Annotated in this window: 29 protein-coding genes and 1 tRNA gene; 16 read left to right on the top strand and 14 right to left on the bottom strand. The window is 44.1% G+C overall.

The features are described from left to right. Positions 1-303: a type II toxin-antitoxin system RelE/ParE family toxin gene (locus AAFP14_RS14905; protein ID WP_341733033.1), complete on the top strand. Its 303-nt coding sequence runs from the start codon at positions 1-3 to the stop codon at positions 301-303. Between the two features lie 76 nt (positions 304-379). Here the strand turns inward: AAFP14_RS14905 and AAFP14_RS14900 are convergent, their stop codons facing one another. Beyond that, the gene (locus tag AAFP14_RS14900; protein WP_341733032.1) at positions 380-1,204 is read right to left on the bottom strand and encodes an SDR family NAD(P)-dependent oxidoreductase; all 825 of its coding nucleotides are present in this window, start codon (positions 1,202-1,204) and stop codon (positions 380-382) included. A gap of 657 nt (positions 1,205-1,861) precedes the next feature. Beyond that, complete coding sequence (locus AAFP14_RS14895; protein ID WP_341733031.1) at positions 1,862-3,295, bottom strand: carotenoid oxygenase family protein; 1,434 nt, start codon at positions 3,293-3,295, stop codon at positions 1,862-1,864. Between the two features lie 74 nt (positions 3,296-3,369). Here AAFP14_RS14895 and AAFP14_RS14890 point away from each other — a divergent pair, with 74 nt between their 5' ends. From AAFP14_RS14890 to AAFP14_RS14870, 5 genes are all read left to right on the top strand, one after another. Next, positions 3,370-4,389, top strand: coding sequence for a S66 peptidase family protein (locus AAFP14_RS14890; RefSeq protein ID WP_341733030.1), 1,020 nt, complete (start codon positions 3,370-3,372; stop codon positions 4,387-4,389). Positions 4,390-4,600: 211 nt separating this feature from the next. Continuing rightward, the gene (locus AAFP14_RS14885) at positions 4,601-5,359 is read left to right on the top strand and encodes a class I SAM-dependent methyltransferase (RefSeq protein ID WP_472851056.1); all 759 of its coding nucleotides are present in this window, start codon (positions 4,601-4,603) and stop codon (positions 5,357-5,359) included. A gap of 295 nt (positions 5,360-5,654) precedes the next feature. Then, on the top strand, positions 5,655-6,926 hold the full coding sequence (iscB, locus tag AAFP14_RS14880; protein WP_340094708.1) for an RNA-guided endonuclease IscB: 1,272 nt from the start codon (positions 5,655-5,657) through the stop codon (positions 6,924-6,926). 19 nt (positions 6,927-6,945) lie between these two features. Next, complete coding sequence (locus AAFP14_RS14875) at positions 6,946-7,296, top strand: HNH endonuclease (protein WP_341733028.1); 351 nt, start codon at positions 6,946-6,948, stop codon at positions 7,294-7,296. Between the two features lie 36 nt (positions 7,297-7,332). Beyond that, the gene (locus tag AAFP14_RS14870; RefSeq protein WP_341733027.1) at positions 7,333-8,565 is read left to right on the top strand and encodes a hypothetical protein; all 1,233 of its coding nucleotides are present in this window, start codon (positions 7,333-7,335) and stop codon (positions 8,563-8,565) included. Between the two features lie 14 nt (positions 8,566-8,579). On the opposite strand, the gene AAFP14_RS14865 is transcribed toward AAFP14_RS14870, so the two are convergent. The 4 genes from AAFP14_RS14865 to AAFP14_RS14850 all read right to left on the bottom strand — a co-directional run bounded on the left by AAFP14_RS14865 (position 8,580) and on the right by AAFP14_RS14850 (position 11,484). Continuing rightward, positions 8,580-8,879 carry a (2Fe-2S) ferredoxin domain-containing protein gene (locus tag AAFP14_RS14865; protein ID WP_341733026.1) on the bottom strand — a complete coding sequence of 100 codons (300 nt, stop codon included), beginning with the start codon at positions 8,877-8,879 and terminating at the stop codon, positions 8,580-8,582. 180 nt (positions 8,880-9,059) lie between these two features. Beyond that, complete coding sequence (locus tag AAFP14_RS14860) at positions 9,060-10,034, bottom strand: cysteine synthase A (RefSeq protein WP_341733025.1); 975 nt, start codon at positions 10,032-10,034, stop codon at positions 9,060-9,062. 126 nt (positions 10,035-10,160) lie between these two features. Further along, positions 10,161-10,745 carry a Uma2 family endonuclease gene (locus AAFP14_RS14855; RefSeq protein WP_341733024.1) on the bottom strand — a complete coding sequence of 195 codons (585 nt, stop codon included), beginning with the start codon at positions 10,743-10,745 and terminating at the stop codon, positions 10,161-10,163. Positions 10,746-10,845: 100 nt separating this feature from the next. Beyond that, complete coding sequence (locus tag AAFP14_RS14850; RefSeq protein WP_340524493.1) at positions 10,846-11,484, bottom strand: peroxiredoxin; 639 nt, start codon at positions 11,482-11,484, stop codon at positions 10,846-10,848. A gap of 168 nt (positions 11,485-11,652) precedes the next feature. Here AAFP14_RS14850 and AAFP14_RS14845 point away from each other — a divergent pair, with 168 nt between their 5' ends. The 3 genes from AAFP14_RS14845 to AAFP14_RS14835 all read left to right on the top strand — a co-directional run bounded on the left by AAFP14_RS14845 (position 11,653) and on the right by AAFP14_RS14835 (position 14,875). Continuing rightward, positions 11,653-11,928: a hypothetical protein gene (locus AAFP14_RS14845; protein WP_341733023.1), complete on the top strand. Its 276-nt coding sequence runs from the start codon at positions 11,653-11,655 to the stop codon at positions 11,926-11,928. 550 nt (positions 11,929-12,478) lie between these two features. Further along, positions 12,479-13,363, top strand: coding sequence for a ChaN family lipoprotein (locus AAFP14_RS14840; protein ID WP_341733022.1), 885 nt, complete (start codon positions 12,479-12,481; stop codon positions 13,361-13,363). Positions 13,364-13,747: 384 nt separating this feature from the next. Continuing rightward, the gene (locus AAFP14_RS14835) at positions 13,748-14,875 is read left to right on the top strand and encodes an RNA-guided endonuclease InsQ/TnpB family protein (protein ID WP_341733021.1); all 1,128 of its coding nucleotides are present in this window, start codon (positions 13,748-13,750) and stop codon (positions 14,873-14,875) included. A 47-nt stretch (positions 14,876-14,922) separates the two neighbouring features. On the opposite strand, the gene AAFP14_RS14830 is transcribed toward AAFP14_RS14835, so the two are convergent. Further along, positions 14,923-15,111 (bottom strand): hypothetical protein, encoded by a 189-nt coding sequence (locus tag AAFP14_RS14830; protein WP_341733020.1) that lies wholly within the window; start codon positions 15,109-15,111, stop codon positions 14,923-14,925. After that, entirely contained in the window at positions 15,108-15,353 is a 246-nt protein-coding gene (locus tag AAFP14_RS14825; protein WP_341733019.1) for a hypothetical protein, read from the bottom strand. The genes AAFP14_RS14830 and AAFP14_RS14825 overlap by 4 nt, the downstream gene beginning before the upstream one ends. A gap of 445 nt (positions 15,354-15,798) precedes the next feature. Between AAFP14_RS14825 and pqqA the strand changes: the two genes are divergently transcribed. The 6 genes from pqqA to pqqE all read left to right on the top strand — a co-directional run bounded on the left by pqqA (position 15,799) and on the right by pqqE (position 20,990). Beyond that, positions 15,799-15,963, top strand: a complete 165-nt coding sequence (gene pqqA, locus AAFP14_RS14820; protein WP_333058502.1) for a pyrroloquinoline quinone precursor peptide PqqA — start codon at positions 15,799-15,801, stop codon at positions 15,961-15,963. A gap of 14 nt (positions 15,964-15,977) precedes the next feature. Continuing rightward, positions 15,978-17,204, top strand: coding sequence for a PQQ-dependent sugar dehydrogenase (locus AAFP14_RS14815; RefSeq protein ID WP_341733018.1), 1,227 nt, complete (start codon positions 15,978-15,980; stop codon positions 17,202-17,204). A 268-nt stretch (positions 17,205-17,472) separates the two neighbouring features. Next, positions 17,473-18,375: a pyrroloquinoline quinone biosynthesis protein PqqB gene (gene pqqB / locus AAFP14_RS14810; protein WP_341733017.1), complete on the top strand. Its 903-nt coding sequence runs from the start codon at positions 17,473-17,475 to the stop codon at positions 18,373-18,375. A 254-nt stretch (positions 18,376-18,629) separates the two neighbouring features. Beyond that, the gene (pqqC, locus tag AAFP14_RS14805) at positions 18,630-19,352 is read left to right on the top strand and encodes a pyrroloquinoline-quinone synthase PqqC (RefSeq protein ID WP_341733016.1); all 723 of its coding nucleotides are present in this window, start codon (positions 18,630-18,632) and stop codon (positions 19,350-19,352) included. Between the two features lie 275 nt (positions 19,353-19,627). Beyond that, positions 19,628-19,891, top strand: coding sequence for a pyrroloquinoline quinone biosynthesis peptide chaperone PqqD (pqqD, locus tag AAFP14_RS14800; protein WP_341733015.1), 264 nt, complete (start codon positions 19,628-19,630; stop codon positions 19,889-19,891). After that, positions 19,884-20,990 carry a pyrroloquinoline quinone biosynthesis protein PqqE gene (gene pqqE, locus AAFP14_RS14795; RefSeq protein WP_341733014.1) on the top strand — a complete coding sequence of 369 codons (1,107 nt, stop codon included), beginning with the start codon at positions 19,884-19,886 and terminating at the stop codon, positions 20,988-20,990. The genes pqqD and pqqE overlap by 8 nt, the downstream gene beginning before the upstream one ends. Before the next feature lie 14 nt (positions 20,991-21,004). Here pqqE and AAFP14_RS14790 read toward each other — a convergent pair whose 3' ends face one another. From AAFP14_RS14790 to AAFP14_RS14765, 6 genes are all read right to left on the bottom strand, one after another. Further along, positions 21,005-21,247 carry a hypothetical protein gene (locus tag AAFP14_RS14790; RefSeq protein WP_341733013.1) on the bottom strand — a complete coding sequence of 81 codons (243 nt, stop codon included), beginning with the start codon at positions 21,245-21,247 and terminating at the stop codon, positions 21,005-21,007. Between the two features lie 121 nt (positions 21,248-21,368). Then, positions 21,369-21,440, bottom strand: a tRNA-Gly gene (locus AAFP14_RS14785). 327 nt (positions 21,441-21,767) lie between these two features. Then, entirely contained in the window at positions 21,768-22,079 is a 312-nt protein-coding gene (locus AAFP14_RS14780; RefSeq protein WP_341733012.1) for a chaperone modulator CbpM, read from the bottom strand. Next, positions 22,076-23,017: a DnaJ C-terminal domain-containing protein gene (locus tag AAFP14_RS14775; RefSeq protein WP_341733011.1), complete on the bottom strand. Its 942-nt coding sequence runs from the start codon at positions 23,015-23,017 to the stop codon at positions 22,076-22,078. The genes AAFP14_RS14780 and AAFP14_RS14775 overlap by 4 nt, the downstream gene beginning before the upstream one ends. A 589-nt stretch (positions 23,018-23,606) precedes the next feature. After that, complete coding sequence (locus AAFP14_RS14770; protein WP_341733010.1) at positions 23,607-23,780, bottom strand: hypothetical protein; 174 nt, start codon at positions 23,778-23,780, stop codon at positions 23,607-23,609. 224 nt (positions 23,781-24,004) lie between these two features. After that, the gene (locus tag AAFP14_RS14765) at positions 24,005-24,136 is read right to left on the bottom strand and encodes a hypothetical protein (RefSeq protein ID WP_341733009.1); all 132 of its coding nucleotides are present in this window, start codon (positions 24,134-24,136) and stop codon (positions 24,005-24,007) included. 68 nt (positions 24,137-24,204) lie between these two features. Here AAFP14_RS14765 and AAFP14_RS14760 point away from each other — a divergent pair, with 68 nt between their 5' ends. Next, a complete protein-coding gene (locus AAFP14_RS14760; protein ID WP_341733008.1) occupies positions 24,205-25,770 on the top strand; it encodes an RNA-directed DNA polymerase in 1,566 nt (521 codons plus the stop codon). Positions 25,771-26,341 lie beyond the last annotated feature (571 nt).

The following is a 26,341-nucleotide window of genomic DNA, read 5'->3' as shown; positions in this document are numbered from 1 at the left end:
ATGAGTCGCTACATTGTTTCTCCAGAAGCGAGTCGCGATTTAGATGAAATTTCTGATTACTTTGCAGCTAGAAATATTGAAGCCGGAGAACAGTTTGTCGAGGAATTCAATCGAAAGTGTCGCCATTTAATTAACTTTCCTAACATGGGGCGTAGTTACGAGGAACTAGCTGTTTCTGTGCGAGGGCTTCCTCTCATGGGTTACATTATTCTTTATCGGGCGATAGACAGTGGAATTGAAATTATCAGGGTGCTGAGGGGAGAACGGGATTTACCGTCGCTATTTTCTGATGAGGATGAGTGACTAACAGTTAGAGTGTTTGCCAAAGGTAAGGTGCGCAGTGCGCACCCTACAAACTGTTTACCTCAAACTAAAAAGGTTATCGCCCGCTAGCTAAAACCTCTCGCAATTTGCGATCGCCCCGCGCTTTATCCGAAAGTTGGGGAGTCGCCATCCGCAACACAAAATCTAGCAGCCAAGGCGCAATTCGATGACACCAAACCGCTAAATGACTTTGATATCCTACCAAGATTTCCGGCGCGTCTTTGTGCAATCCCGCCACCAGCGCCAGGGCAACTTTTTCGGGAGTTGTCGGCACCACCCACCGAAATTGCTCCAAGTCTCGCACCATGTCGGTATCTGTTAGCGACGGGAGCAAAGCTGTGACTCGAACATTATACGCTGTCAACTCGCTGCGTAAAGCTTGGGTGAAGCCCAAAATGGCAAATTTAGTAGCCGAATAAGTTGCCATTGTGGGAGCCGCAATTTTGCCCATCAAGCTCGAAACATTGACAATTGTTCCGTCTCTTTGGGCCGCCATTCTCCTGGCTATTAAGCGCGTAACTGTGTAAGTTCCCAGTAAATTTAAGGCGATTTCTTCCTCGATCAATGGGACTGGGGAACGTAAGAATGATGCTTGGTGCGCGACACCTGCACAGTTGACCAGGAGGTGAATTGGGCCGCAATCTCGCCACGCTTGGGCGATCGCAATATTCACTGCTACCGACTGAGTTAAGTCTAAAGCTAATGGCACTGCTTCTACACCCAAAACTTCGATTTCAGTCGCTAATTCAACTAATTGCTGGCGATTGCGCGCCACAATCAACAAACGTTTGATGCCTTGTCTGGCTAATTCTAGGGCGATGGAGCGCCCAATTCCGCGAGAAGCCCCTGTCACAAGAGCTGTTTTTCCTTGAAGCTGCATAGATTTAACCCTCTGGATTTGAAGTGCTCACCGAGTACGGAGTTATAAGTTGTGAGTTGTGAATTTTGTGGAGTTAACTCAAAACTTTTGAATCGACAACGTACCCGTGAGTTGAACTAAACTTTGATGTGCCAGAAATTGGTCAGGAATCTGATAAGTAAACCTCATTCAAGCAGACAAACTTGAGGTGGGAAAACCCGGTGAACAATTATACAAAATCTGGCTAGATTCGCCTTTTTTTAGTCGGCGCAGGCAGACTTGGTGTGTGTCACCGTACAAATTAGCGAATTTAATTCGCCGGGGATTGACGGTTTGTGTGTCTGTACAGGCGGACTTGGTGTGTGTAGTCACGGATTTAATTCGCCGACAATTGACGGTTTGCGTGTATGTCCGTAAAAATTCGCGAATTTGATTCGTCAGAATTGATGGTTTGTGTGTGTTTAGGCACAAATTCCATGGACCCAGAATAGATGGTTTTTGTCTGTATAGCCACGAATTTTATTCGCCAGAATTACCACAGAACCTTTGATAAATATAGACCATGAATTGCACACCTCCTAGATATGAGAATTACCTCTCTACACACACCTTAACAACTAGAAGCTAAAGCGGCAACAATTTTTAATAAATCTTCCGCAACACTTCTTTACAATCTGCTCATACAGCATTTTTCCAAGTACCATGAAACCCTAAAGGTATGACACTAGGCAATTCTAGCTGACAAACAGGAGCGCGATCGAGCCCATCGCTGTCAAAAATCCAGACTTCGCTTTTATCAGAATTGCCGTCGTAAACAACTGTTACTATCCAACCTTTTTCTGAGAAAATATCTGGAACGTAGATGGGTTCTGCGGGATAGCGATTTTCGCCACAGTCGGCAATTGTGAGATTGCGGGTTTGCGTGTCCAAACGGGCGATCGCACCATAACGTTCCGCTACAATATCTACTTGAGGTCGATACATTGCCACATAAATATAGCGGGAGTCTTGTCCTACTTCGGCCGCCGGTACGATGGGAAACTCGCAAGGTTTATCCAACAATTCTTCTATTCCTGTCACTTTCGCCGTTAGAGGATTGAGATGCACTCGGCAAAGAGTACCCTCTGCATCGGTGTGAGTTTCACCAGTCGCTACTTCTTTCAGTCGCTGATTAGTTGTAAAATCAGCAAAGCGCACAAAATCTACCGCCACATCGCCATCTTCCTTAACAAAACCGTTAGCAAAATGCCACTGAAACCAAGCCTCGGTTTCGCCGCGACTAACTAAAGATAGAGTTTCCGAGTCAAAAACTAATATCTGCGTTCCTAATTCCGGTTTCCACTTAAAGGACTCGCTATAACTGCTAATTCCCGCTAACAATGGCAAAAAATTGACTTGCACCGGCGGTACAAAAAATATCAAATACTTTCCCGCAAAAACATAATCGTGGAGCGCGTAAATTCCATCTAAGGTAACAGTTGATTTTTGTACGACTTTGCCAGTAAAATCGCTTTTATACAGATTTAACTTTGTAGTCGCACCATTGGTAATTCCAAAGTTGAAAATATTCCCAGTAATCGGGTCGCGCTTGCAGTGAGCGGAATACACAAAGTTACTATCTAAACTGCCTAAATAGTCCATCCCCAAAGTTTCCAGAGTTTCCAAATCAAGGCGGTGAGGCGGGCCACCTTCCCACAATGCCAAAAGGCGATCGGGCAAAGCTAAAACAGAAGTATTGGCAGCATTTTTAACAGTTTTAGTCCACCTTAACCAAACAGGACCCGGTGCTGTCATACCGTAATTACTGTAGAGAAATTTATCAGCTTTTTCCTCAGCTTGATATCCCGCTGTTTGCACGTAACGATAGACAGCACTCGCACCGCCATCAGTAAAATGTACGGCCAAAATTGCACCGTCGCCATCAAACCAATGTCCCACAGCAAGACCTCCGCGTTCCAAACGAGCAGGCCCGTTGCGGTAGAGACTCCCGCGAAATCCGAGGGGAATTTTGCCACTTTTAACTGATAGTTTAGTCAGCGGAAACTCGGTAGCGGGACTGGCGAAAGGTTTCGCCCAAGATTTTTTAGCTGATGTTTTACTTTCGGTTTTCATGGGATAATTTCACAATTAAACTAAACACAACATATATTTTATTATACAATCATACCACCGCTCATTTTCTCACTATGGTTATACCCCGTCGCTATCTGCTCCGCACTTTTGGACTAACTGCTATTGGTACTCAATTATTACCGATCGCCCAATCCAATATCTTACCCAAATCCCCCACTCCTATCTTACCACCTCGCCTGCAATTAGGTGATACTGTAGCTTTAATCAATCCCGCCGCTTTCGCCTACGAAAAGGAAGTTAAACCTTTTTTTAAAGCGGCCGAACTCTTGGGTTTAAAAATTAAATTGGGAGAACATTTTTACGAGCGCTACGGCTACTTAGCTGGTAAAGATGCCGATCGCGCCGCCGATGTCAATAACGCCTTCGCCGACTCCTCAGTCCAAGCTATTTTCACTGGTATGGGCGGTTGGGGATGCGGTCGCATCTTGCCACTTCTCGATTATAACATAATTCGTAACAATCCGAAAATAATTATCGGTTTCAGTGATGTGACAGCACTCTTATTAGCTATTCACACTAAAACTAATCTGGTCACATTTCACGGACCTTTAGGTGTATCTAGCTGGAGTTCTTTTACAGTAGACTATCTCAAACAAGTTTTGTTTGATGCTGGTGCTGTCACTTGCCAAAATCCTCAAAAAATGGATATTGAAACTATTAGAGACGGAAAAGCTAGGGGAAAGCTGATCGGTGGGAATCTCTCAGTCATCTCAACTATGATTGGCTCCGGGTATCTGCCAGATTGGCAAAACAATATTTTGTTTGTTGAGGAAGTTGGGGAAGAAGTTTATCGCATCGATCGAATGTTGACTCAACTCAAATTAGCTGGCATTCTGGATCAAATATCCGGTTTTATTTTCGGACAATGTACCAAGTGTGACCCCGAAACACCAAAAGAATCTCTCACCTTAACTCAAGTTTTGTCCGATCGCATCCGCCCCTTGAAAATTCCTGCCTGGTACGGTTCTGCCATCGGTCATATTCGAGATAAGTTCACTTTGCCCATCGGTCAAGAAGTTGAAATTGATGCAGGTTATGGTACAATTAGATTATTGGATTCGGCTGTTAATTAAATCTGGCATTATTGCTCGATATTGGCGAACCAGAGCCAAAGCATCGGGCATATCTCTGTTTTGCAAATATATTCGTAGGGGCGAAGCATTGCGGCTGTAAATCTCTGGTTATCACTAATAAATTGTCTGCCGCAATGCTTCGCCTATGCAAAATCTGGATGCTCCCAAAGCATCGGCGTTCCCAAGAACCTACAAACATAAACTCAGGATTATTGTGAATAATACCAAAAAGATTATCAATTCAATATCAGCAATTTTCTTGGCAATATTTTGTCTCTTACAACTCAATGTTGGTGTAGCAATTGCAGGTGAAATTGCCAAAGGAAACGAGATTTATCAGCAGCGTACCATCCACAATCCCGATGGAATAGGTAAATTTTATATGGGTCGAGAAATCGCTAAAGTCATGGGATATGAAGGGGCTGGGTGGCTGGAAAGACCTTCTCGTGGCATGGAAGAAAAATCAGCCAGATTAGTGAATAATCTCGATTTAAAACCAACAAATATTGTCGCAGATATTGGCGCGGGAACCGGATATTTCAGCTTTCGGATTGCGCCATTAGTTCCACAAGGAAAAGTTTTTGCCGTGGATGTGCAGCCGCAAATGCTAAAATTTGTAGAATTGAATAAGATTGAGAAAAATATTTCTAATGTTGAGCCAGTTTTGGGTAGTGTCACTGACCCTAATTTACCAGAAAACAGTGTAGATTTAGTTGTCATGGTGGATGCTTATCACGAATTTGAATATCCAAGAGAGATGATGCAAGGCATTGTCAAGGCACTGAAACCGGGAGGACGCACAGTATCCATCGAGTATCGAGGCGAAAACCCCTTACTGCCGATTAAAGGTTTGCACAAAATGACGCAAAAGCAAGTAAAAAAAGAAATGGCAGCGGTGGGTTTAGTTTGGAAACAAACTAAGGAAATGTTACCTCAGCAGCATTTAATGGTATTTGAAAAAAAAGCATAGTTGTGAGTGATTAGTCATCGGTTTGATGTAGTTTATACTATTAAACAACATAGAGAAAACTGTCAGTAACTCAGGGCTGAAGCCACTGAGCTTGTAAGAAGTTACAAGCTGTTCTGACCAGACCCCTTTTTAAAGGAGCCGTTATTTAGGTCACGACACCTCGAAATGCGAAGCTAGTTTCCCGCTCTGTCGTTTTCAATTAAACAGTTCTAAAGTCACTGGAACAGTGTTGAAAGCCTAACAAGCCTAAATAACCAGGTCGAAGCTAACATTACCCCGCAAGGGAGGACTGAAAATGTCTAATTTTGTTTTTGTTTGTGATACCGAAAAACGACCACTGAATCCGGTTCGCCCAGGTCTTGCACGTAGGTTATTGAACACCGGAAAAGCTGCGGTATTTCGGAATTATCCGTTTACCATCATTTTGAAAGTGGTGGCAACAGCAAGCTCCGAATCAATCACTCTCAAGTTAGACCCAGGCTCTAAAACTACTGGCATCGCTTTATTATTCGACTCAAAAGTAATTTTTGGCGCTGAACTAACTCATCGAGGGCAAGCCATAAAAGCAAGTCTTGATTCCCGTCGCGCACTGCGTCGAGGACGACGAAACCGTCATACTCGCTACCGCCAAGCAAGGTTTTTGAACCGTACCCGCCAAAAAGGTTGGTTAGCACCATCCTTGCAACACCGGGTAGAAACCACCTTAACTTGGGTCAATAAATTACGCAGACTTGCACCAATCAATTCGATTGTTCAAGAGCTTGTCAGATTTGACCTACAACAACTAGAAAACCCAGAAATTAGTGGGCTGGAATACCAGCAAGGTATTTTATGTGGGTACGAAATCCGCGAATATTTATTGAACAAATGGAACAGGAAATGTGCTTACTGCAACATTGAAAAAGTACCCTTGCAAGTTGAACATATTCAGCCAAAAGCCAAAGGTGGAAGTAATCGAATTTCTAATCTCTGCCTTGCTTGTGAGCAGTGCAATCAGAAGAAAGGCACTCAAGATGTTGAGCGATTCTTGGCAAAGAAACCTGATATTTTGAAGCACATTCTTGCACAAGCAAAACGTCCACTTAAGGATGCTGCTGCCGTGAACTCGACCCGATGGGCGTTATTCTCTCGACTAAAAGAAACGGGGTTGCCCGTTTCGACCGGTTCAGGTGGGCTGACAAAGTTCAATCGTACTCGACTGCAACTACCTAAAACTCATTGGCTTGATGCTGCTTGTGTCGGTCAACTTGAATCATTGTCTGTAGTTACGAGTAAACCATTACTAATTAAAGCAACTGGACATGGGACTCGTCAAATGTGCCGTACCGATAAATTTGGCTTCCCATCTCGGTACGTTCCAAGAAACAAATTTGTCAAAGGTTTTCAAACTGGCGACATTGTAAAAGCAGTCGTTACCAGTGGTAAAAAGATAGGTGAGTATGTTGGTCGGGTTGCGGTTAGATCGACTGGTTCATTCAATATTTCGGCATCAGAATTGGTGCAAGGGATTAGTCATAAATACTGCAAAACCATTCACCATAAAGATGGGTATAGCTACTCATTCTAAATTTGAAGATTCAAGGCGATTGAAATCGCCGAGCCGTTTCCCTCTCAGGGCTGAAGCCACTGAGTTTCCCACTTACCGAGTGTTTTTTATGAAGTGCGAATTGTGCGATCGCGAAATGGAAGCATTAACCGCCCATCACCTGATACCCAAACAAAACACCAAGCGAAAAAACGCAGATCCCAGCCCGACAATCGACATTTGTTCTGCTTGTCACCGCCAGATTCACTCCCTATTTGACAACAAACACCTAGCCCAAGAGCTCAACTCCCTGGAAAAGCTCAAAAACGACCCTCAACTCCAGAGATTTATCTCTTGGGCTAAGAAACAAAAAACTGATAAACGTATTCAAGTACGTGGTAAAAAAGCTTAATATTTCTGATTCCCGACGGACTACCCAACTAATATTATGAATCTAACTCCCATCGAAATTGCCAAAGATCGATCGCTCATTTTCAAAAAATTCCTCCAAATCGAAATAGACATCCAAGCTAATTTAGAAAAACAAGCGTTTTTAGACTGGGGTATTCAAAAGTCTGCTTACCGCAAAGAAATTAAAAACTATCCCGATTACCTCAAGCAAAAACCCGATGGTGTAAAGCTCATTAGCTACATTCCCCCAGTCAATAACCAGCTCAAATTTAGCCCATTTCCTAGCCTGGGAGTCCTGCCTCAAATTGACACTCAAGCTTTAAACTTTATCCACAAAGACATCCAACAAGCCTGTGTTTGTATTGGCACTTTTGTGGATGGTAAAATCCAGGTGAAGTGGCTGGGAAAAAATGCACTTACCAAAGCTCAGTTTTGGAGTGCTACGAAAATTATTCCCCTAATCAATACCGTCTGTCAAGTAAATATCAAATATCCCGACTGCGACATTAGTAACTGCACCATCAGAGATGCAGATGGGCAACAAAAGGATATTCCCTTTGAGGATTTAGCCACACACATGATTAGCTATACGGAAAATATCGCAACTTCTAACTCCTTAGCGGCGATGTTCAAACGCTTTGATACTCGTGTAGGACTCGAACAGTGGCTGAAGAAAACTACTGGCAATAATGACCTCATTTTTCGCAGCGACTACGGCGACGATCCGTTTATTGAAAATCCCCAAATCTTTGATAAAATCAAACAAAAAGTGGTACTCACAGCCGCTGAAAATAGCCCTAGACAAGATAATTTTGTATCCGCCTACGATCTGACTAAGTTAGTTTCAATGTTAGGATGGCACTACAATCTGGAACAGCGATCGCGCTTGCGAGGTGCTCAGTGGAACAGCCTCAAAAGCATTATTAAAGCCATGGGAAATGACACGGCTCGATATGGAGATCAAGCAATTAAAACTTTGGGGATGGATGGCGTCATCAATTCTCCAGTAATTATCTCCAAACTCGGCCACGGAGTCAGCTCGATTAGGGGAACTATAGAAACAGTTTACCTCGCTTTGATGTGGTTTGTGGACGAGCGGCCAAAGGCGGGTGGAAAGCCACCCAAACTCAGAACTTTAGCTTTGACTTTGCGCGGTGTAAAAACTTTAGATGGTTCTAAGAGTACCGACAGTCTGGCCATCGAACTCGATGCTAGAATCTGCGCCGAAGTTACGGAAATTCTCCGCCGATTGTTTGCTGAAGAATTTTAAACAAGGGCGATCGACTAATTAGCAGAGCCATGAAATTTGCGGTAAAGCATCGCCTTCACCGGCTCTCCTCCCCGCAAATGTCGCTCTGTCACTAAGGCTACTTCTTCAGGACAAACCGCGCAGTACCAAACCTCTTCTGGCATCACTAACACCATCGGTCCACTGCCACATTGTCCCAAACAACTACTAGCAACCACCGCCACTTCTGAGGGTGACAAACTCTGAAAAGCTGCCAGTACCTTGGCTCCACCTTGCTTGCGACAAGTCCGGTTTTGACAAACCAGAACTCGCCGAGAAGATTCGATAATTTTCATAGTTTTTATTTGACAATATTCCCAATATATGCTATTTTTTTATCATGGAAATAGCTGCGAGCATATAACAATTCTCAAGTCAAGGAGCTAGGCATTTAGGAATTCCCAGACAGAAAAGGAAACATCTAGCCCCTAGACCCTAGGCTCTAGACCCAAGAGTACCTCAGTCCTCGTTTACTTTTAATTGGGTGACAAACCTTTGGAAGTTAACCATTGTCGATCGAACAAACGCGACTGATAGCGAGCCCCACCATCGCACAGTACCGTCACAATCCTATGTCCAGGTCCCATTTGCTTCGCCAAAGCCACAGCAGCCCCCACATTAATCCCCACAGAACCCCCCATAAATAGCCCTTCTTTTCTCAACAATTGGTAAACCACCCGAACGGCTTCAGTATCATCAATTTGGATCGCATCATCTACCGGAGCATTTTCCATATTTCTCGTAACCCGACTGGTGCCAATTCCCTCGGTAATCGAACTACCTTCACTCTTAATTTCCCCGGTTTTAAAATAACTGTAAAGCCCGCTGCCCATCGGATCGGCCAAGACAGTTTTAATTGCAGGATTTTTTGATTTCAAAAACATCGCTACCCCAGCAAAAGTCCCACCAGTACCCGTTGCAGCCACCCAAGCATCAACTTTACCGTCGGTTTGTTCCCAAATCTCTGGTCCAGTTGTCTCGAAATGAGCTCGGCGATTTGCTAAATTGTCAAACTGGTTAGCCCACACGGCATTTTCCATTTCCGCTGCTAATCTTCCAGACAATTTAACATAATTATTTGGGTCTTTGTAGGGGACAGCCGGAACAGTCCGAACTTCCGCGCCCAAGGTTCTCAAAGCATCTATTTTTTCTTGGGATTGGGTATCGGGAATCACGATTAAACACTTGTAACCTCTAGCGTTGCAAATGTGGGCTAAGCCAATACCCGTATTGCCGGCAGTCCCTTCTACTACAGTTCCCCCCGGTTTGAGTAAACCTTTTTCTTCTGCATCTTTAATGATGTATAAAGCAGCCCGGTCTTTAACGGAACCGCCGGGATTGAGAAACTCTGCTTTGCCGAGAATTTCGCAGCCAGTTTCATCGCTGAAGCTGTTTAATCTAATTAGTGGTGTGTTGCCTATTGTGCCTACAAAGCCGTTTTTAATATCCATGCTGAGTTTACCTAAGTTGTTTCCTGTGAACTTTTCGATTCCACAGGTTTCTCGAACTGAAACTTTATTACTAATTATAGTTCTGAAATCTGACGAATGGGTTGGGGAATCAGCACGATTCAACTCCTACCAAACTTTACTCATATTCAGAACAAATCCCGGTAAAACGGGATCGCCACTGACTGTCGCCGGATTTTCCAAACATTCCTCTGGCAAACCGGGATGGTAAATGTAAACTCTGCGATTTTTGCGATCGATTAACCATCCTACCTGCACTCCCGGTTCTCTCATATATTCTTGCATTTTTTCTTGCAAGGGCTTGAGATTGTCAGAAGCAGACCTGAGTTCAACTACAAAATCCGGGCAAATAGGAGCAAACTTTTCCTTTTGTTCCGGTGACAAAGCATTCCATCTTTCCAATTTGATCCAAGCAGCATCCGGCGACTTTTCTGCACCTGTGGAGAGAGTAAATCCTGTACTCGAAGTAAACGCTAAACCTGTACCATCTTGTTCTGCCCAAACCCACAGAGGCCCAAATATATTACCTTCTCGGTTTCCTGTCTCCGAACCCGTAGGGGCCATAATTAGCAATTCTCCCGATTTGCTCCGTTCAATGCGTAATTCACTATTGATTTGACAGAACTCAAAAAACTGGTCGTCTGTCATTTGCAATTTTGGCGGTATTCGCAATACGATTGTTGATGACAGCATTTTGCCTTTCCTCAAATCTCAATTGTTAAGACAATAGTGCAATTTTTATGTTTGTAGTAAGGACTGTCGTCCCTACTACAAACCTGTGGGTAAATTAAACCTATTTATTTGGCTGAGGAGTCATCCGTAAATAAGGCTTAACTGGGGTGTAACCTTTGGGAAATTTCTCGGCTAACTCTTGGGGGTCGGTAATGGAAGGTACAATTACGCAATCGTCGCCGTCTTTCCAATCTACGGGAGTAGCAACGCTATATTTGTCCGTAAGTTGCAAGGAATCAATTACCCGCAGAATTTCATTGAAATTCCGTCCCGTACTCGCTGGGTAAGTAATGCTCAAACGCAATTTCTTTTGCGGGTCAATTACAAAAACAGTGCGGATTGTTAAGTTATTTAACGAGTTAGGATGGATCATATCGTAAATGTCTGAGACTTTGCGATCGCCATCTGCTAAAATTGGATAATTGAGGGTGACTTTTTGAGTTTCCTCAATATCTTTAATCCAGCCCATGTGAGAATCTACATCATCGACACTCAGAGCAATGGTTTTGACACCGCGCTTGTCAAATTCAGACTTGAGACGGGCCACTGCACCTAGTTCTGTAGTGCACACTGGAGTATAATCCTTGGGGTGGGAAAACAACACAACCCAGCTATCTCCAGCCCAGTCGTAGAAATTGATTTCTCCTTCGGAGGATGCTTGGGTAAAGTTGGGAACTGTATCGCCTAATCGCAGAGACATAACTGATTTCCTCTAATTGTATTTAAGGACGGTTCTCTATCATCTCACAAGGGTCCGGTTTCTCGATCGAACTTTACATGATTTTAAACTTTTTGGTCCTGCGATCGCCAATTTGACTATCCAGATGGTTTATATGTACGCTGTTTCTACCACAATCGTAATATTTCTATGCTTTACTTTTTGATTAAGACAATACAGCCTGTTTTAGTCCCCCTGTGTTTTGTGTCTGCCTGGGGCTTAATGTTTATGCTATTTTCAAGTATTGGCCGTGCTGTCACCGACTCCCTGCACCGAGCCCAACGTATGCACCAAATCCCTTGTGCTAATTGTGTATTTTTTACTGGCGACTACCACCTCAAGTGTCCCGTTCGCCCTACAATAGCCTTGTCGGAAGAGGCGATCGACTGTCCTGATTATCGATCGCATTCCCGCACTTGGGGTTAAAAAAAAATGTTGGGGTTTTCCTGCTAGATAAAACTTTCTAGTTACTAGGCTAGGCAGGGTAATCCCGATGCTTTGGATCTATCTCTACTACCAACAACATCCTCAACCGAAAAGCTGTGTTCACAACAACAGCACCTAACCAGATCTAGCGAGGGATTTCCTCTTTTTTCAACTTCGATACGGAGTTGCCATAAATTAAGAAATTCCTTGGCATTGCTCCCTCTAATTATTTGAGGAATTATCAGCTTTGTTGGTGGGTGCTGCTATTGACTTTTGATGAGACAGATTTGAGATTAAACAGCGTTTTACTCCTTAATATTCAATTTTGAACTTCGCTGTGGCATCTGTCAGAGAAGCTGTTTGTTTGCTTCATATTGTTAATTTAGCACCTAGCTTGAAAAGTGCAAGTACCTGCAACTAAACTTTACAAATAAAGGTAGCAGCAAGAGGACAGAAGGTAAAGGATTATTAATCATGAGCTGGTGGCCATGAAGTTAAAATACTAGAGTCTGGCACTGCCTGCGATCGAGAAAAAAGGGATAATATTTGTATGAAAACAACCAAACTCATCAAACTGTGCGCCCTATCGCTCAGTATTTTTTTATTGTGTAGCAGTGCAGCCACCGCGGAACCGACAGCCAGCCCTCAGTCAGAGCAGATTTATACCAACTCTGAGATTATGCAACAGTTGGTAAAGGCAAGAGTCGTCTATCTGGGAGAAACCCACGATCGCATCGAAGACCATCAAGCTCAACTGGTGATTATCCGAGAAATGCAGCGACAAAACCCGAAAATTGCGATCGCCCTTGAAATGTTTCAGCGCCCCTTCCAAAGCGTACTAGACCAATATGTAGCAGGTAAACTCACAGAAGAGGAATTGATTGAGCAAACAGAATACAATCAAAGATGGCGTTTTCCGTGGGAATATTACGCGCCGATTGTGCGATTGGCAAAAGAAAATAAACTGCAACTTCTGGCATTAAACACACCAACAGAAGTAACGAGAAAAGTTGCCACCCAAGGTTTAGAAAGCCTCACTCCCGATGAAAAAAAGCACATTCCACCACTCGCAGAAATCCGCACTGATAACGTCGCCTATCGAAAAATGTTACTAGAGATTTACCAACAACATCAAAAAGCAGAGCTGGGAAATAGTAACGCCTTTGAAAGATTTTTGCAAGCTCAAATTTTGTGGGATGAAACAATGGCTGAAAAAATAGCTGAATTTGTCAAAACGAATCCCGATTATCAAGTTGTAGTGTTAGCGGGGACAGGACATCTGGTTTATGGTCATGGGATTCCTAGCCGTGTAGAAAGGCGTTTGGGAGTTGGTTCGGTAAAAGCGCGATCGGTCTTATTTAATTTGCCTACAGAGACTTCCTTCTCTCCTTTTTCCGCAGACAAACCCATTGCCGACTATATCTGGAAACATTAATTGGTGATGAAGCCCTGTGATTTAGAAATACAAAAATATCGTTTCCAGGGCTAAAGACCTTGCATTTATCTCAAAATTGTCTCCACAAGCATTATATTTAAGCCCTATGCTGGGCATTCAAAAACCTCTTAATCCCCTCTAAATATACCGACGGACTTCCCGGCTGGTAGTTAACTTATTAAGGTAGAAATTAAAGCGATCGAAAGTTGGGAGGATAAACCCGTCCGACCGCACAAAAAATTCCCTGATTGACATTGCTGCAAGATATCAGGGAGATCGAACTTGATATAAGTGATTCAAACCTAGCAGTTGGATATCGCCTGAGCCGGGTAATATCAAATCCGTTGTATATAATTGAGTAACAGGCCAATTTTAGCACAAGCTATGAAAGCAAGATTTCGCTACAGATTCTACCCGACCAACCAACAGCAACAGAGCCTGGCTCAGTTGTTTGGCTGCGTTCGGGTAGTTTGGAACGATGCTCTTGCACTCTGCAAGCAATCCGAAAAAAAACCAAGTTCGGCGGAGCTTCAAAAAATAGTTATCACTCAAGCCAAAAACACTAAAGAAAGAGCTTGGTTAGGGGAAGTGTCCTGTATTCCATTGCAACAGTCGGTTGCCGATTTAGATATTGCTTTCTTGAACTTTTTCAACTCCTGTAAAGGAAAGAGAAAAGGTCGTAAAGTCGGATATCCTAAGTTCAAAAAAAAAACAAACAGCCAATCTGCACGTTTGAGAATGGGAGGGTTTTCCTTTAAAGGTAATGGAGTTTACTTAGCCAAGATTGGAATTGTTAATCCAGTCTGGTCGAGAAAATTACCATCGACACCTAGTTCAGTCACGGTAATCAAAGACCTGGCAAATCGCTATTTCTTGAGCTTTGTTGTAGAAGTTGAGCCAGTTCAAGTTGAAGCTAAGAATCCAAGTATCGGCATCGACTTAGGTATTAAAACCTTTGCAGTGATGAGCAATGGCGAACAAGCAAAAAGCCCTAGCTATAAAAAGTTAGACCGGAAAATTCGTGGACTGCAACGCCAGCTAGCTCGCCAGCCCGTCAGCTCAAAACGCCGAAATAAAACACGCCTCCAAATTGCTAAACTGCACAACCAAATAGCAGACACCCGCAAAGACTTCCTGCACAAACTGTCTACTAAAATAGTCAACGATAACCAAGTGATTGTTTTAGAAGATTTGAATGTATCGGGAATGGTCAAAAACCGCAAACTTGCAAGGGCTATCAGTCAGCAAGGCTGGTATGAATTTAGGGTGCTATGTGAGGGTAAATCTGAGAAATTGGGCAGAGAATTGAGGGTAATCAGCCGTTGGGAACCTACAAGCCAAACTTGCTCAGATTGCGGGTTTAAATGGGGCAAATTAGACCTTTCAATTCGAGAGTTAATCTGTTTAAACTGCGGTACACATCAAGATAGGGATTTGAACGCAGCAAGAAATATAAATCAAGTCGGGATAGGGCATTGCCACGACTCGCTTTCGGACACAGAGAGAAGGTAAGACCACTTGTGGCACATCTCCGTGAAGTGTCAAGAATCCCCGTGCGTTCACGCCGGGGAGTATGTCAAGACTAAGATATATCCCATCGTCATGAAGGTGGTGATTCCCGCGAGCGTCTCTGTTCTGAAATTGGTTTTGTAGAAATCAAACTGAAAGAACTCTGCCAGTGCTGCTTGCCAACCTGTGTAGGATTGCTTTGGTGGAATTGGTTTTTGAAATTCTAAATCAGCGCTCATGGTTTGGATCTCCGAAATTTAATTGAGATAGGAGTTAGGCGGTAAACGATCGTCCTAGACCCAATGCCGCCAATCCGCAAGCGATAGGCGATCGAGCTTTTATCCCCGGCAATGTGGACTTCATCTTGCAGCGCGCGAGGTAAATCTTCGGGATACTGTTCTTCAACAATGTCCTTATCTTCGCCAAACACTTGATGGTTAATTAAAGTCCAGCGTGTCTTGCAGAGGTGTATCTTTGTCAAAATTGCGGCCTCTGGGCACTACCCAAGCGCGTTTTGCGGGCCCAAACCGGACAGATAGCATTCAGGATGTGTAACTGTCTGTTCCCATTCGAGGCAATACAAACGCAGAATTGCACGATCGCTCTTGTGTAGTGTGCATAATCCTGTATGCGAAATACCGCTGAAGCTTAAGATATTAGAAAGCTTACTTCTGTAGGATTTACTACATACAGCGTATTCCAGGTTGATCAAGTACAGTAGCAGCTTGTAAACCAGTTTTTCTGTCAATAATAGATGAAGCTTTTATCGCCCATGAGTCCTTGCGAAAGACAAAGGATCGACTGTTCTCGATCGCGAGTTCATCCTTTTGATAGGCCGATCTTTTTTTAGATTTTGCGATATAACTGGAAGTTGCAACAGCATCAAGCACGCTCCGAACACAGCTTTAAGTTTTAGGAGAATTTTCATGGCAACGCAAAACCAATCTCAAACCTCACAGCAAAATTCAGCTAGCGACGATCGCCCTGAATCTCGCCAACCGATCCGCACTTCTGAAGATTGGGAAAAACCAGAGCTCGAAGAATTCGATTTGTGTTTGGAAGTCACCGCCTATATCTACAACCAGCAATAGGAGTCATAACTATCATGCTTTTGTTGATAAAACACTCAATTCTGAGGATTGGGCTGGCAAGTGCTGGAATCACGATCGCAGCTTGTTCTGTCGCTCCCCCAAATACGGCTGCTGTTGCCCCTACTGCTGCCCCTACTGCTGAAGCATCGCCCGTTCAAGCAGTATCTTCAAGCAGCACGGCTCAGGGGTTCAAGCAAGCAACGGTCGCGGAAGGGTTAGAACGCCCCTGGGGCATGGCATGGCTGCCCGATGGCAGTATGTTGATTTCGGAAAAAGCAGGGCGACTGCGGTTGCTGAAAAATGGGGTGTTGGAACCAACTCCGATCGCGGGAGTGCCGTCCGTAATGTCATCAGGCCAAGGTGGATTGATGGATGTTTCCCTTCATCCTAAATTTGCCGAAAATCGATTTGTGTATCTGACTTACGCCTCCGGCACCGCCGATGCCAATCGGACTCGCATTGCCAGAGCCAGATTTGACGGCAAAGCTTTGCAGGATTTGCGCGTCATCTTCGAGGTGTCTCAAGTCAAGTCGGGTACGCAACATTTTGGATCGCGCATCCAGTGGCTGCCAGATGGCACCATGTTAGTCGCGATCGGAGATGGCGGAAATCCACCGGTGCAGCTAGAAGGCCAACTCATTCGGAAGCAAGCACAGAATTTACGCAGCCGTCTGGGCAAAATAGTGCGGTTAAACGATGATGGTTCAATTCCTCGCGATAATCCCTTGGCAACAAATGCCAATGCAGATCCGGCTGTTTGGAGTTACGGACACCGCAATATTCAAGGGCTGGCCTTCGATCCGGGAACAAAACGAGTTTGGGTAACGGAACACGGGGCGCGCGGCGGCGATGAATTGAATCTAGCTGAAGCCGGCAAAAACTATGGATGGCCGCTCGTCACCCACAGTCAGGAGTATACAGGCGGCGAGATTTCACAGGAGCGATCGCGCCCCGGTATGGTAGATCCTAAAGTGGTTTGGACTCCGGCAACTGCTCCTTCTGGATTGGCGTTTTACACTGGCGATCGTTTTCCGACTTGGAAGGGAAATCTGTTTGCCGGGGGCTTAGTTTCTCAAGACGTGCGCCGGATCGAGCTAGATGCAGCAGGAAATGTCCGCAGCCAGGAAGAAATTAGCATCGGGCAGCGGGTGCGGGATGTGCGCCAAAGTCCAGATGGGTTGCTGTACGTTCTCACAGATGAGTCGAACGGTAAATTGATTCGGCTGGAACCGACTAGCTAACTGAGGTCGATCGACACAACAGAATTCAGGAGTCATACCAATTTTTCATGAGGCTGCTCCCGAATCCGATCGCCCCTAACTAAGAGGGCGGGCACGGGGGCACCGCCCCTACATTCGGATGGGACAAGATTCTTCTCAAAGTCCCCCGACTATCAGGGGGATGCGAGGGGGATCGAAATATATGCAACGACGGATTAAATTGGTATCAGGAGTTAGAATTATTCTGAATTCTGGCTGCTGAATTCTTATTTTTAACGGATTTTGATAGATGATCGTGAGAATTTTGGGAGCAGCGGCGGGCGGGGGATTTCCCCAATGGAACTGCCACTGTCGGGGCTGTGAAGCGAGTCGATCGGGTAAAGCAACAGCGCTAACTCAATCATCGATCGCAATTCGATCGAACGGCGGGGATTGGTTTTTAATTAATGCTTCGCCGGACGTGCGCCAGCAAATTGAACTAATGAGAACGCACAACTGTTTTGCTCCGCAAAACGGGCGCTCGCTGCCTTTTGCTGGCATCATTTTAACGGATGCTGAAATCGACCATACGACTGGGTTGATGCTGTTGCGGGAATCATCGCATCCTTTAAAAATTTACAGTTCCGATCGAGTCAAATTCGCCCTGACAACCGGCTATCCATTATTTTCGACACTGCAAAATTATTGCGGTGTCGATTGGTCGCCTCTAGATGCTTCTATCTCGCTGGCATCCGATCTGGAAGTCGAGGCTTTTGCACTTTCGACAAAACCGCCGAAATATATGCAGAACGAAGATCGATCGCCGGATGAAGTTTGGGGTGTAGGATTGACAATTCGCGATCTGTGCACTGGTAAAACTCTAACTTATGCACCGGGATTGGCGGCGATCGACGAGACAATGCAGCGCCGTTTAAATGCCAGCGATTGCATCGCGATCGACGGCACGTTTTGGACTGATGACGAACTTCCAGCCTTGGGTGTTGGAGCGCGATCGGCACTGCAAATGGGACATTTACCTTTATCGGGAGAGCAAGGCAGTTTGCGGCAGCTTGAAGGACTAACTGGGCTGCGCAAAATTTTAGTTCATATCAATAATACCAATCCAATTCTAGTTACTAATTCTCCTGAGCGACAAGCAGTTGAGAGTCAAGGAGTTGAAATTGGTTGTGATGGATTAATGTTTGCTTTGTGATAGAGAAACCCTAAATGAAGCATAAATTTTTAACCCCACCCCAACCCTCCCCTTACTAAGGGGAGGGAGTAAGAGATTTACAAATCATTTGCGATCGCTATACAGAGATCTTAAATAATTTAGACGAACTATAGCGATCCTAAATGATTCGCAAAATTTGTAGGGGTAGTGCCCCCGTGCCTACCCCTAATCTATCGGGCAACCACGGGGGGATTGCCCCTACAGTAATTACGCAAATGATTTAGGATTGCTATATGCAAGAATTATTGTCACCGATCGAATTCGAGAATTTGCTGCGCCAGCAACACCACCGCTACCACCACCTGCACCCGTTTCACCAACGCATGAATGCAGGAGAATTGACTCAAGAAGAAGTTCGGCGCTGGGTAATTAATCGATTTTATTATCAACGCAATATTCCGCTTAAAGATGCTGCAATTTTATCGAATTGTTCCGATCGCGAAGTGCGGCGCGAGTGGATTCAACGCATTATCGACCATGACGGCCGGAATATCGATCGCGACGGTAAGGGTGCGGAAGCAGGAGGAATTGAAGCATGGTTGCGATTGGGTGAAGCGGTGGGACTGTCGCGCGATCGACTGTTGGACGATCGCAATGTTTTGCCCGGAGTGCGATATGCTGTCGATGCTTATGTCAATTTCTGCAAGACTAAACCTTGGATTGAAGCGATCGCATCTTCGCTGACAGAATTGTTCGGGCCCGATGCAATTCGCGATCGATTGGTTGCGTTGGAAAAATACTATTCATGGATCGAGCCAAGTGGATTTGATTATTTCCGAGTGCGATTGCATCAAGCCCCTCAAGACGCTCGCTACGCACTGAATTTAGTGCTGAAAAACTGTCAGACTGTTGAGATGCAACAGAAAGCTGTTCAAGCATTAATTTTTAAATGCGATCTGTTGTGGAGCCAGCTTGAAGCGATCGATCGAGGAGACACTCGTCCCGAAGGTAAATAATACCAAATCCGGGTTGAGGACCCCTTTTATTGTCATTGCTAAGGAAGTGAAGCAATCGCATAGACTATGACTATAAACGAAGGATTTATAAAGGTGATGGATAACTACGATTTGGTATAATTACTCTTTGTGAAACATGAGGGGAACAGAGGGAGATTTTAGATTGAGAGATTGGGAGATTGGGAGATTGGGAAAATTACTAACTGTCAACTAAGAGGGCGGGCACGGGGGCACCGCCCCTACAAAATGTCAACTGTCAACTATGTTGAAAACAAATGAATGATAACAGTTATCCCTATCTTGCTTGTGGAGTGCGGCTGTTTTGGGATGAGATCAGGCAACAGCATTTTCTCTTGTTTCCCGAAGGCGCAGTCAAACTGAATAAAACGGCTTGGGCAATTTTAAAACTGTGCGATCGCCACCATACGACAGAGGAAATTATTGCAGAGTTATCCGCGCAGTTTGCTAGCCCCAATGTAGAAGCAGATGTCCGCCAACTAATCGATCGAATTTCGCAGCGAGGTTTTTTAAATGAATGAGATTCCATTACCTTTTAGTTTGGTTGCAGAGTTAACCTATCGCTGTCCTTTGCGCTGTCCCTACTGCTCGAATCCGATGAATTGGAGCGATAATTCTTACCAGCAAGAACTCCCGACAGAGGACTGGTTGCGAGTAATCCGACAAGCTCGAAAGTTGGGTGTTTTGCAATTGGGACTGACTGGTGGAGAACCTTTGCTACGCAAAGACTTAGAAATATTGGTCGAAACTGCGGCCGAGTTAGGGCTTTACACGACATTAGTTACGGCCGGAACTTTACTCACCAAAGAACGGGCTGCAAATTTAAAAAACTTGGGTTTAGATCACGTTCAAATCAGCATTCAAGATAGCCTCGCGGCCCAGTCCGATCGCATTGCTGGAGCGCGATCGTTCGACCAAAAGATTGCTGCGGCTCAACTGGTAAAAGAGCTAGGATTTCCGCTAACATTGAACTTTGTTTTACACCGTCAGAATCTGGATCGCCTTGAGGAAATGCTATCGCTAGCCGAGATTTTGCAAGCCGATCGCGTTGAATTAGCAAATACTCAATACTACGGTTGGGCGCTGCACAATCGGGATGCTTTATTGCCGACTCGCGAACAGTTAGCCCGCGCGAAACAAGTGGTGAAAGCAGCTCAACAAACGCGCAAAATTCCGATGGGAATTCTCTATGTTATTCCCGATTACTACGCTGAATATCCCAAACCTTGCATGGGCGGTTGGGGGAATCGGACGTTAATTATTACTCCCAATGGCGACGGTTTACCGTGTCAAGCGGCGATGGCAATTCCCGATCTTGAGTTTGGCAATATTCGCGATCGCCCCCTTGATTGGATTTGGTTTGAGTCTGCGGGAATGAATCGATTTCGCGGCACGAATTGGATGCCGGAACCTTGTCAGAGTTGCGATCGTAAAACCTTGGATTGGGGTGGTTGTCGCTGTCAAGCATTTCTGTTAACCCAAGATGCACGGGCTACCGATCCTGTTTGCCATCTTTCACCCCAACACTCTGAAATTCGATCGGTGTTAGATAGATTGTCCGTGCACAAAGAAGATTTTGTCTACCGCGATCGATCGGCAGGAACAAAAGGATTTAATTAAATCCCACAATGGTTTTAAGCAATAGCGAGATAAATGCGTCCGAAGTAATAAGAGTAAGATGCGAATACTTCTCTTGTTTGCACCGCACCATCTAATGCGGCAGCAATCTTGGAATTGATTTTCGGCGCCAATAAAACCCTGCTATTGCTGTCGATCGCACACTCAAGTTTTCTTGTAAGCAGGTGGCCGATACTAAAATAATTCTTGCTCTCTGGCCGCAAACAAAGAGCGATCGCGACCAGTTGCAGGTCGAGCAAAGGACGCTTTATTCCGAATCCCCTGGATATCTTCAGAAGAACGCTCAGACGACAGCACAAACTTAGACCCTAGAAACGCGAAAACCCTTGAGAAATCAAGGGTTTTAAATGTTTTTGGCAAAGCGGACGGCGGGACTCGAACCCGCGACGTTCAGCATGGGAAGCTGACATTCTACCACTGAATTACGTCCGCCCTTGTCTTTTTTACTTGTGTTTAGCTTGTAGGAATCACCGTAAAAAATGACTTCAAACACATTATACACCTATTTTCCAATTTTGAGTCTACTCTTTTCAGGGTCAATTGGGGGTGGGAGTCGATCGGTCCTTGCACATATCTCGATCGCCCTCCCATCGCACCCCCTCAGCCCCAGGGCAATCACACTACTCGGCAAAGTGCTGTCGAATCTTGGCCACTATCTGAGGCTCAGTCATCTTGTCAACTGTTTCAATACCTACAATGCGACCACCCAAATTATTTACCTCAAGACGTTGTTTCAGTTCATTTATTGATTTTGATAGCTCATAATGCGTTCGATCGATCAGACTGATATGCCTTTAATTGTGCTCGTAGTTGGGCAATTTCATTCGCCATATCTAGCACCATTGCCGCTCCGACTAAGTTTAGCCCCAAGTCTTGACGCAACCGCTGAATCTGAGCAATTCGAGCAATCTCGCGCTGATGTAGCATTGAGCCGATCGCCTCAATTACCCCCAACTCAACATAAACCTTCACGAGCATAACCGAAGTCTCTGTTACCCATGCAGCATATTCAAAGGTGTAGAGTTGGTCTCCTTCGAGTGAAACCACCGTTGTTGAAAGGCTAAAGCTCATAATTTAATCTCCTCTAACTGGGCGCGCGGGTTAAAGTTGGTATTTGCTTGGATTTTTTCGTAGCATTCTTGCTCGATCGCACTTAAGTCTTTTGGCGTAACAATCAGAAGTTTGGCAAGTAAGTCACCGCGTCCCCCCTTTTGCAATGTCCAGCCTTTGCCGCGCAGTCTGAGGGATTGTCCCGATCGCACTCCTTTAGGCACTTTCATTTTTACGCTACCATCCGGTGTGGGAACGCTAATTTCGGTCCCTAAAACCGCTTCATCGGGACGAATTGGAATGTCACAAATAAGGTCATTGTTTTCAAATCGAAATAAGGAATGTGGCAACACCTCAATAGTTAGATACAAATCGCCACGCTGCTGAGAAAACGGACTCGCGCGGCCTTTACCTTTGAGGCGAATGCGACTACCTGGTTTTGCGCCTGCGGGAATGCGAATATTGATGGTTTCATCGTCGAATTGCAGGCGTTTCTGGACACCGTGAAACGCTTCGGAAAATGTCAGGGCGATCGCAGCTTCGCTATCCGGTGCGGGGGCTTGCGATCGAAATCCGCCAGCAAAATCTGTACTCTGGGTGTTGGTTCTACGTCCCGATCGACCTAACAAATCGTTGATAAAGGAATCAAAATCGCCGTATTGATCGAAGTCAACATTCCCAGGATTAGCACCTCTAGATGGTGGCGCTTCACTGTAAGCAGCCTGGTTCCAGTGCTCACCAAAGCGATCGTACTTCGGCCGTTTCTCTGGATCGGAAAGCACCTCATTTGCTTCGTTGAGGTCTTTGAATTTTGCCTCGGAGTCTTTATCTCCAGGATTAAGGTCAGGATGATATTTGCGAGCAAGTTTGCGATAAGCCCGTTTGATTTCTTCAGGAGTTGCCGTTTTGCTGACTCCTAGGATGGTGTAATAGTCTTTAAAATCCGTTGCTGTTGGCATCACTGACCTCTAAAATACTCTAATCTTGGAAAAAAAATAATATCGTTTATGGTGGTTTCGGAATTATTAAACCGCAGAGGGCGCAGAGACCGCAGAGCAAGATAAGAGAGGGATGAATGATTTTGATACCCACGGATTTGATATAAGTTTTTGATGATTTTATGAAGATTAAATTTATCTGCTATCTAACCACTTTAACTAGACTCGAAATCCCCCGTAAATCTATCAGTCAATAGACAGATATTTAACTCCTAATTTTTAGTTGAATCTATGTCAATAGTGATAGATAAAATTTTAACCTAATGCTCGCGCTAATATACTCATCTTTTATAATTATAGATCATCAATTTAGCGCAGCAAAAGCAAGCTAAATTGAGTGCCAGATCAAACACGATGGATGTTAAAAGGAGAATGATTAATGGCAACCAGAATGCGTTTAAAGTTGATTGTTTCGAGCCTTGAGGTTAATCTCACCAAGAATTTGGGTCTGATTTCAATAATTTTTTTGACTCCTGTAGGGGGAAGAGAAAAGGGGGTAAGGTAGGCTATCCTAAGTTCAAAAAAAGGACTAGCAGCCAATCGGCAAGACTTACCCGTCGTGGCTTCTCAAGGTCGGAAAATGGCGGTGTCTATTTAGCCAAAAAAGTCCTTGAATATTCGTGCCGCGATCGCTGCTAGCTGTTAAATAGATGCGATCGCCATTGGAGTTAAAAGATACCCTCGCATCTTTAACATTAAAACCTCGCTGTGGTATGATATACACGAATAGAGCAAGATAGTGATTAGAATGCGGATAAATAATCAAACTGGGATAAATTTACTGGGTTTGAGCGATCGCCCAAAACTCACGACTCACAGTAATAGCGATCGCATACCGCAAAACCTTTAGCAGATAGATAATTGAGGCAATCCCCTAGAACTCACGACTCACAGGAATAGCGATCGCAGTAACTTGACGAATTAGCCCAAAACAGAGTTATAATTCTCCTACAAGATCGGCGATCGAACTTGAGTCGGTACGCAGTAACCCACAGTGAGGTTATCATTTTCTCTCGTTGGGTTGCGTTCCTTAACCCAAGCTAAAAGATCGGCGATCGCACTATAGGGGGATCTGTTCAATCTTCTGTTGAACAAAATGTATAATTCAGCCAAAACTTTATAACAAGGGATATAGTTGAGTGTTTAAGTTGTCCGAGCAAGAATTAGAATATGCTTTTGAAGCGATAAACCATCACGGATATAGTACAATGTTGCCTGAACCCATCGAATGGGTGGACATACAGAACAAGTGGCAAGAAGTAAAAGATTATATCAAGGATGTAGATCTAGACATTTATGAACCCTACAAACCCATGAAAGTGTTTGCTCCCAAAAGTAGAGCAAACATACGAATCGTCCATCTTCTACACCCTGAAGACTTAATTATTTATACTGCTTTAGTTTTAATAGTTAAAAACGACATAGAAGCTCAACGTCTCCCTAAAAAATCTCAGCGGGTATTCTCACATAGAGTTGATACATCAAGAGCAGACAGACTTTATAATACAGAAGGAACGCACGATTCTTATTTGGATCAATTACAAAAGAGATCCCATAAACGTGACATCAAATTTATCGGAATTGCAGATATTGCCGATTTCTATCCAAGAATTTATCAGCATAGATTAGAAAATATAGTTCAGACAGTTGCTACAACTCTGCGTGGAATGGAAATAGCACGTGTCTTAGTAAAGAAATTAATTTCTAATTTAATGGAGCGTAATAGTTACGGTATTCCTGTTGGTCCTTATGCATCTAGGATTTTAGCGGAAGCTGTATTGATCGACGTTGACTCATATTTATACTCAAACAATATAGATTTTGTTCGTTGGGTGGATGATTACAATATATTCTGCAAATCAGAGTATGAGACTCAATCCAACCTTTTTCGTTTAGGAGAATGGTTATTCTCTAATCATGGGCTAACATTGCAGTCAGCGAAGACAAAAATACTACCTAAACATAGGTATATCAAAGAAGTGCTTGCAAAGCCAGATGAGGATTTAAGAGATAGAGACTCTGCTGTTGCTTTGTTAAAAAAGGTTCATACTAGTTATCAAGATGAAGGAGACATTGAAGAAGAGCTTGATGAGGAAGAGATTCAAAATGTTTTGGAACAGCTACAAAGATTTGACATTCGCAGTATGCTTCAGAGGTCTATCTCTGATACAACTTTAGTAGATTACGAAATTGTCAACTATGTTTTGACTAGACTCCCTCATATTCCTGGTGTGCCAGAACAACTCAAGCATGAAGTATTAGATTTAATTATTGAAAGTGCCGAACTGTTTTACCCCTTATCTGAGCAAATTGCTAAATATGTTGTTTCTTTCACCAATCTTCCAAAAACCAAAAAGAAAAAAATAGCAAAAAAACTATTAAATCCATTAATTCGTAAACGGAATTCCCCGCCTGATTACTATGCAATGTGGATGTTATATATATTTAGCACATCAGAAGATTGGAATCACATAACAGATATCATTAAAATTTATCAAAACTCCACCTCAGAGGTTGTGAAACGTTATGCAGCATTAGCTATCGCAAAAAGTGGAACCAGATCAGAGGCACTTGTAATTAAGAATGATTTGAGTGCAGCCTCCGATATGCTGAGATTGGCTATTTTAGAAGCGTCTCAAAAGTTAGGTAAAGATGAAAGGAAGCATTGGAAGTTAGCACATAAAACCAAGGGTATTATTGAAAAAATTATCTAAACAGTGCGATCGCCATCGCTGTAGGGTGCGTTGCTCAACGCGCCTTTTTTCTTTTAATCATGATGAATTTGTAATTATCTGATTTTTGGGATGTTTATTAATGCGATCGCTGCTCTTGTCGGTTAAGTGGGATCGCAGATTGATTAAACTTGACCGATCGCTTTCACCGCAGCCAGATACCGCTCCTTCACATTTTCGTAGTCCAACTCCTCCGCAATTCCTTCCTGCCCACCGCGTTCAATCATATCGGCATGACGCTGTAGTGTGGTTCGGTCTGGTATTCGGTGAGTAAAAGGCGCGATCGCTGATCTTGTAGGTTAAGTGCGATCGCCTAAAAATCACGACTCACAGGAATAGCGATCGCTTTAGGGTGAGTTAATGAAATGTAACGCTCCTTATTTTTGTTTGAATGAAAGCATTCTGTTCGGAGCAGTTTCTGGTCAGTTATAGCAACCGCCAAGGCGGTTAGGACGCAAGATGTAAGACAACCTCGATCGCATCTCGCAAAGAATCAAACTGATTCTTGAGTTTACGAATTCGACTTTTCAGCCAAGACCAGCATTGTTCAATT

This window comes from Microcoleus sp. EPA2, assembly GCA_020882975.1.
In the GTDB taxonomy this organism is placed as follows: domain Bacteria; phylum Cyanobacteriota; class Cyanobacteriia; order Cyanobacteriales; family Microcoleaceae; genus Microcoleus.
The sequence above is the reverse complement of the archived record's forward strand: the minus strand, read 5'-3'. Positions and strand labels throughout refer to the sequence as shown.

Coding starts and splice junctions, on each gene's coding strand:
- AAFP14_RS14780 (WP_341733012.1), bottom strand. CDS start 22,079: ATGAGCTTTAGCCTTTCAACAACGGTGGTTTCACTCGAAGGAGACCAA.
- AAFP14_RS14905 (WP_341733033.1), top strand. CDS start 1: ATGAGTCGCTACATTGTTTCTCCAGAAGCGAGTCGCGATTTAGATGAA.
- AAFP14_RS14895 (WP_341733031.1), bottom strand. CDS start 3,295: ATGAAAACCGAAAGTAAAACATCAGCTAAAAAATCTTGGGCGAAACCT.
- AAFP14_RS14775 (WP_341733011.1), bottom strand. CDS start 23,017: ATGCCAACAGCAACGGATTTTAAAGACTATTACACCATCCTAGGAGTC.
- pqqA (WP_333058502.1), top strand. CDS start 15,799: ATGGCAACGCAAAACCAATCTCAAACCTCACAGCAAAATTCAGCTAGC.
- AAFP14_RS14870 (WP_341733027.1), top strand. CDS start 7,333: ATGAATCTAACTCCCATCGAAATTGCCAAAGATCGATCGCTCATTTTC.
- pqqB (WP_341733017.1), top strand. CDS start 17,473: ATGATCGTGAGAATTTTGGGAGCAGCGGCGGGCGGGGGATTTCCCCAA.
- AAFP14_RS14865 (WP_341733026.1), bottom strand. CDS start 8,879: ATGAAAATTATCGAATCTTCTCGGCGAGTTCTGGTTTGTCAAAACCGG.
- AAFP14_RS14850 (WP_340524493.1), bottom strand. CDS start 11,484: ATGTCTCTGCGATTAGGCGATACAGTTCCCAACTTTACCCAAGCATCC.
- iscB (WP_340094708.1), top strand. CDS start 5,655: ATGTCTAATTTTGTTTTTGTTTGTGATACCGAAAAACGACCACTGAAT.
- AAFP14_RS14900 (WP_341733032.1), bottom strand. CDS start 1,204: ATGCAGCTTCAAGGAAAAACAGCTCTTGTGACAGGGGCTTCTCGCGGA.
- AAFP14_RS14890 (WP_341733030.1), top strand. CDS start 3,370: ATGGTTATACCCCGTCGCTATCTGCTCCGCACTTTTGGACTAACTGCT.
- pqqD (WP_341733015.1), top strand. CDS start 19,628: ATGAATGATAACAGTTATCCCTATCTTGCTTGTGGAGTGCGGCTGTTT.
- pqqE (WP_341733014.1), top strand. CDS start 19,884: ATGAATGAGATTCCATTACCTTTTAGTTTGGTTGCAGAGTTAACCTAT.
- AAFP14_RS14815 (WP_341733018.1), top strand. CDS start 15,978: ATGCTTTTGTTGATAAAACACTCAATTCTGAGGATTGGGCTGGCAAGT.
- AAFP14_RS14860 (WP_341733025.1), bottom strand. CDS start 10,034: ATGGATATTAAAAACGGCTTTGTAGGCACAATAGGCAACACACCACTA.
- AAFP14_RS14830 (WP_341733020.1), bottom strand. CDS start 15,111: ATGAGCGCTGATTTAGAATTTCAAAAACCAATTCCACCAAAGCAATCC.
- AAFP14_RS14855 (WP_341733024.1), bottom strand. CDS start 10,745: ATGCTGTCATCAACAATCGTATTGCGAATACCGCCAAAATTGCAAATG.
- AAFP14_RS14845 (WP_341733023.1), top strand. CDS start 11,653: ATGCTTTACTTTTTGATTAAGACAATACAGCCTGTTTTAGTCCCCCTG.
- AAFP14_RS14840 (WP_341733022.1), top strand. CDS start 12,479: ATGAAAACAACCAAACTCATCAAACTGTGCGCCCTATCGCTCAGTATT.
- AAFP14_RS14835 (WP_341733021.1), top strand. CDS start 13,748: ATGAAAGCAAGATTTCGCTACAGATTCTACCCGACCAACCAACAGCAA.
- pqqC (WP_341733016.1), top strand. CDS start 18,630: ATGCAAGAATTATTGTCACCGATCGAATTCGAGAATTTGCTGCGCCAG.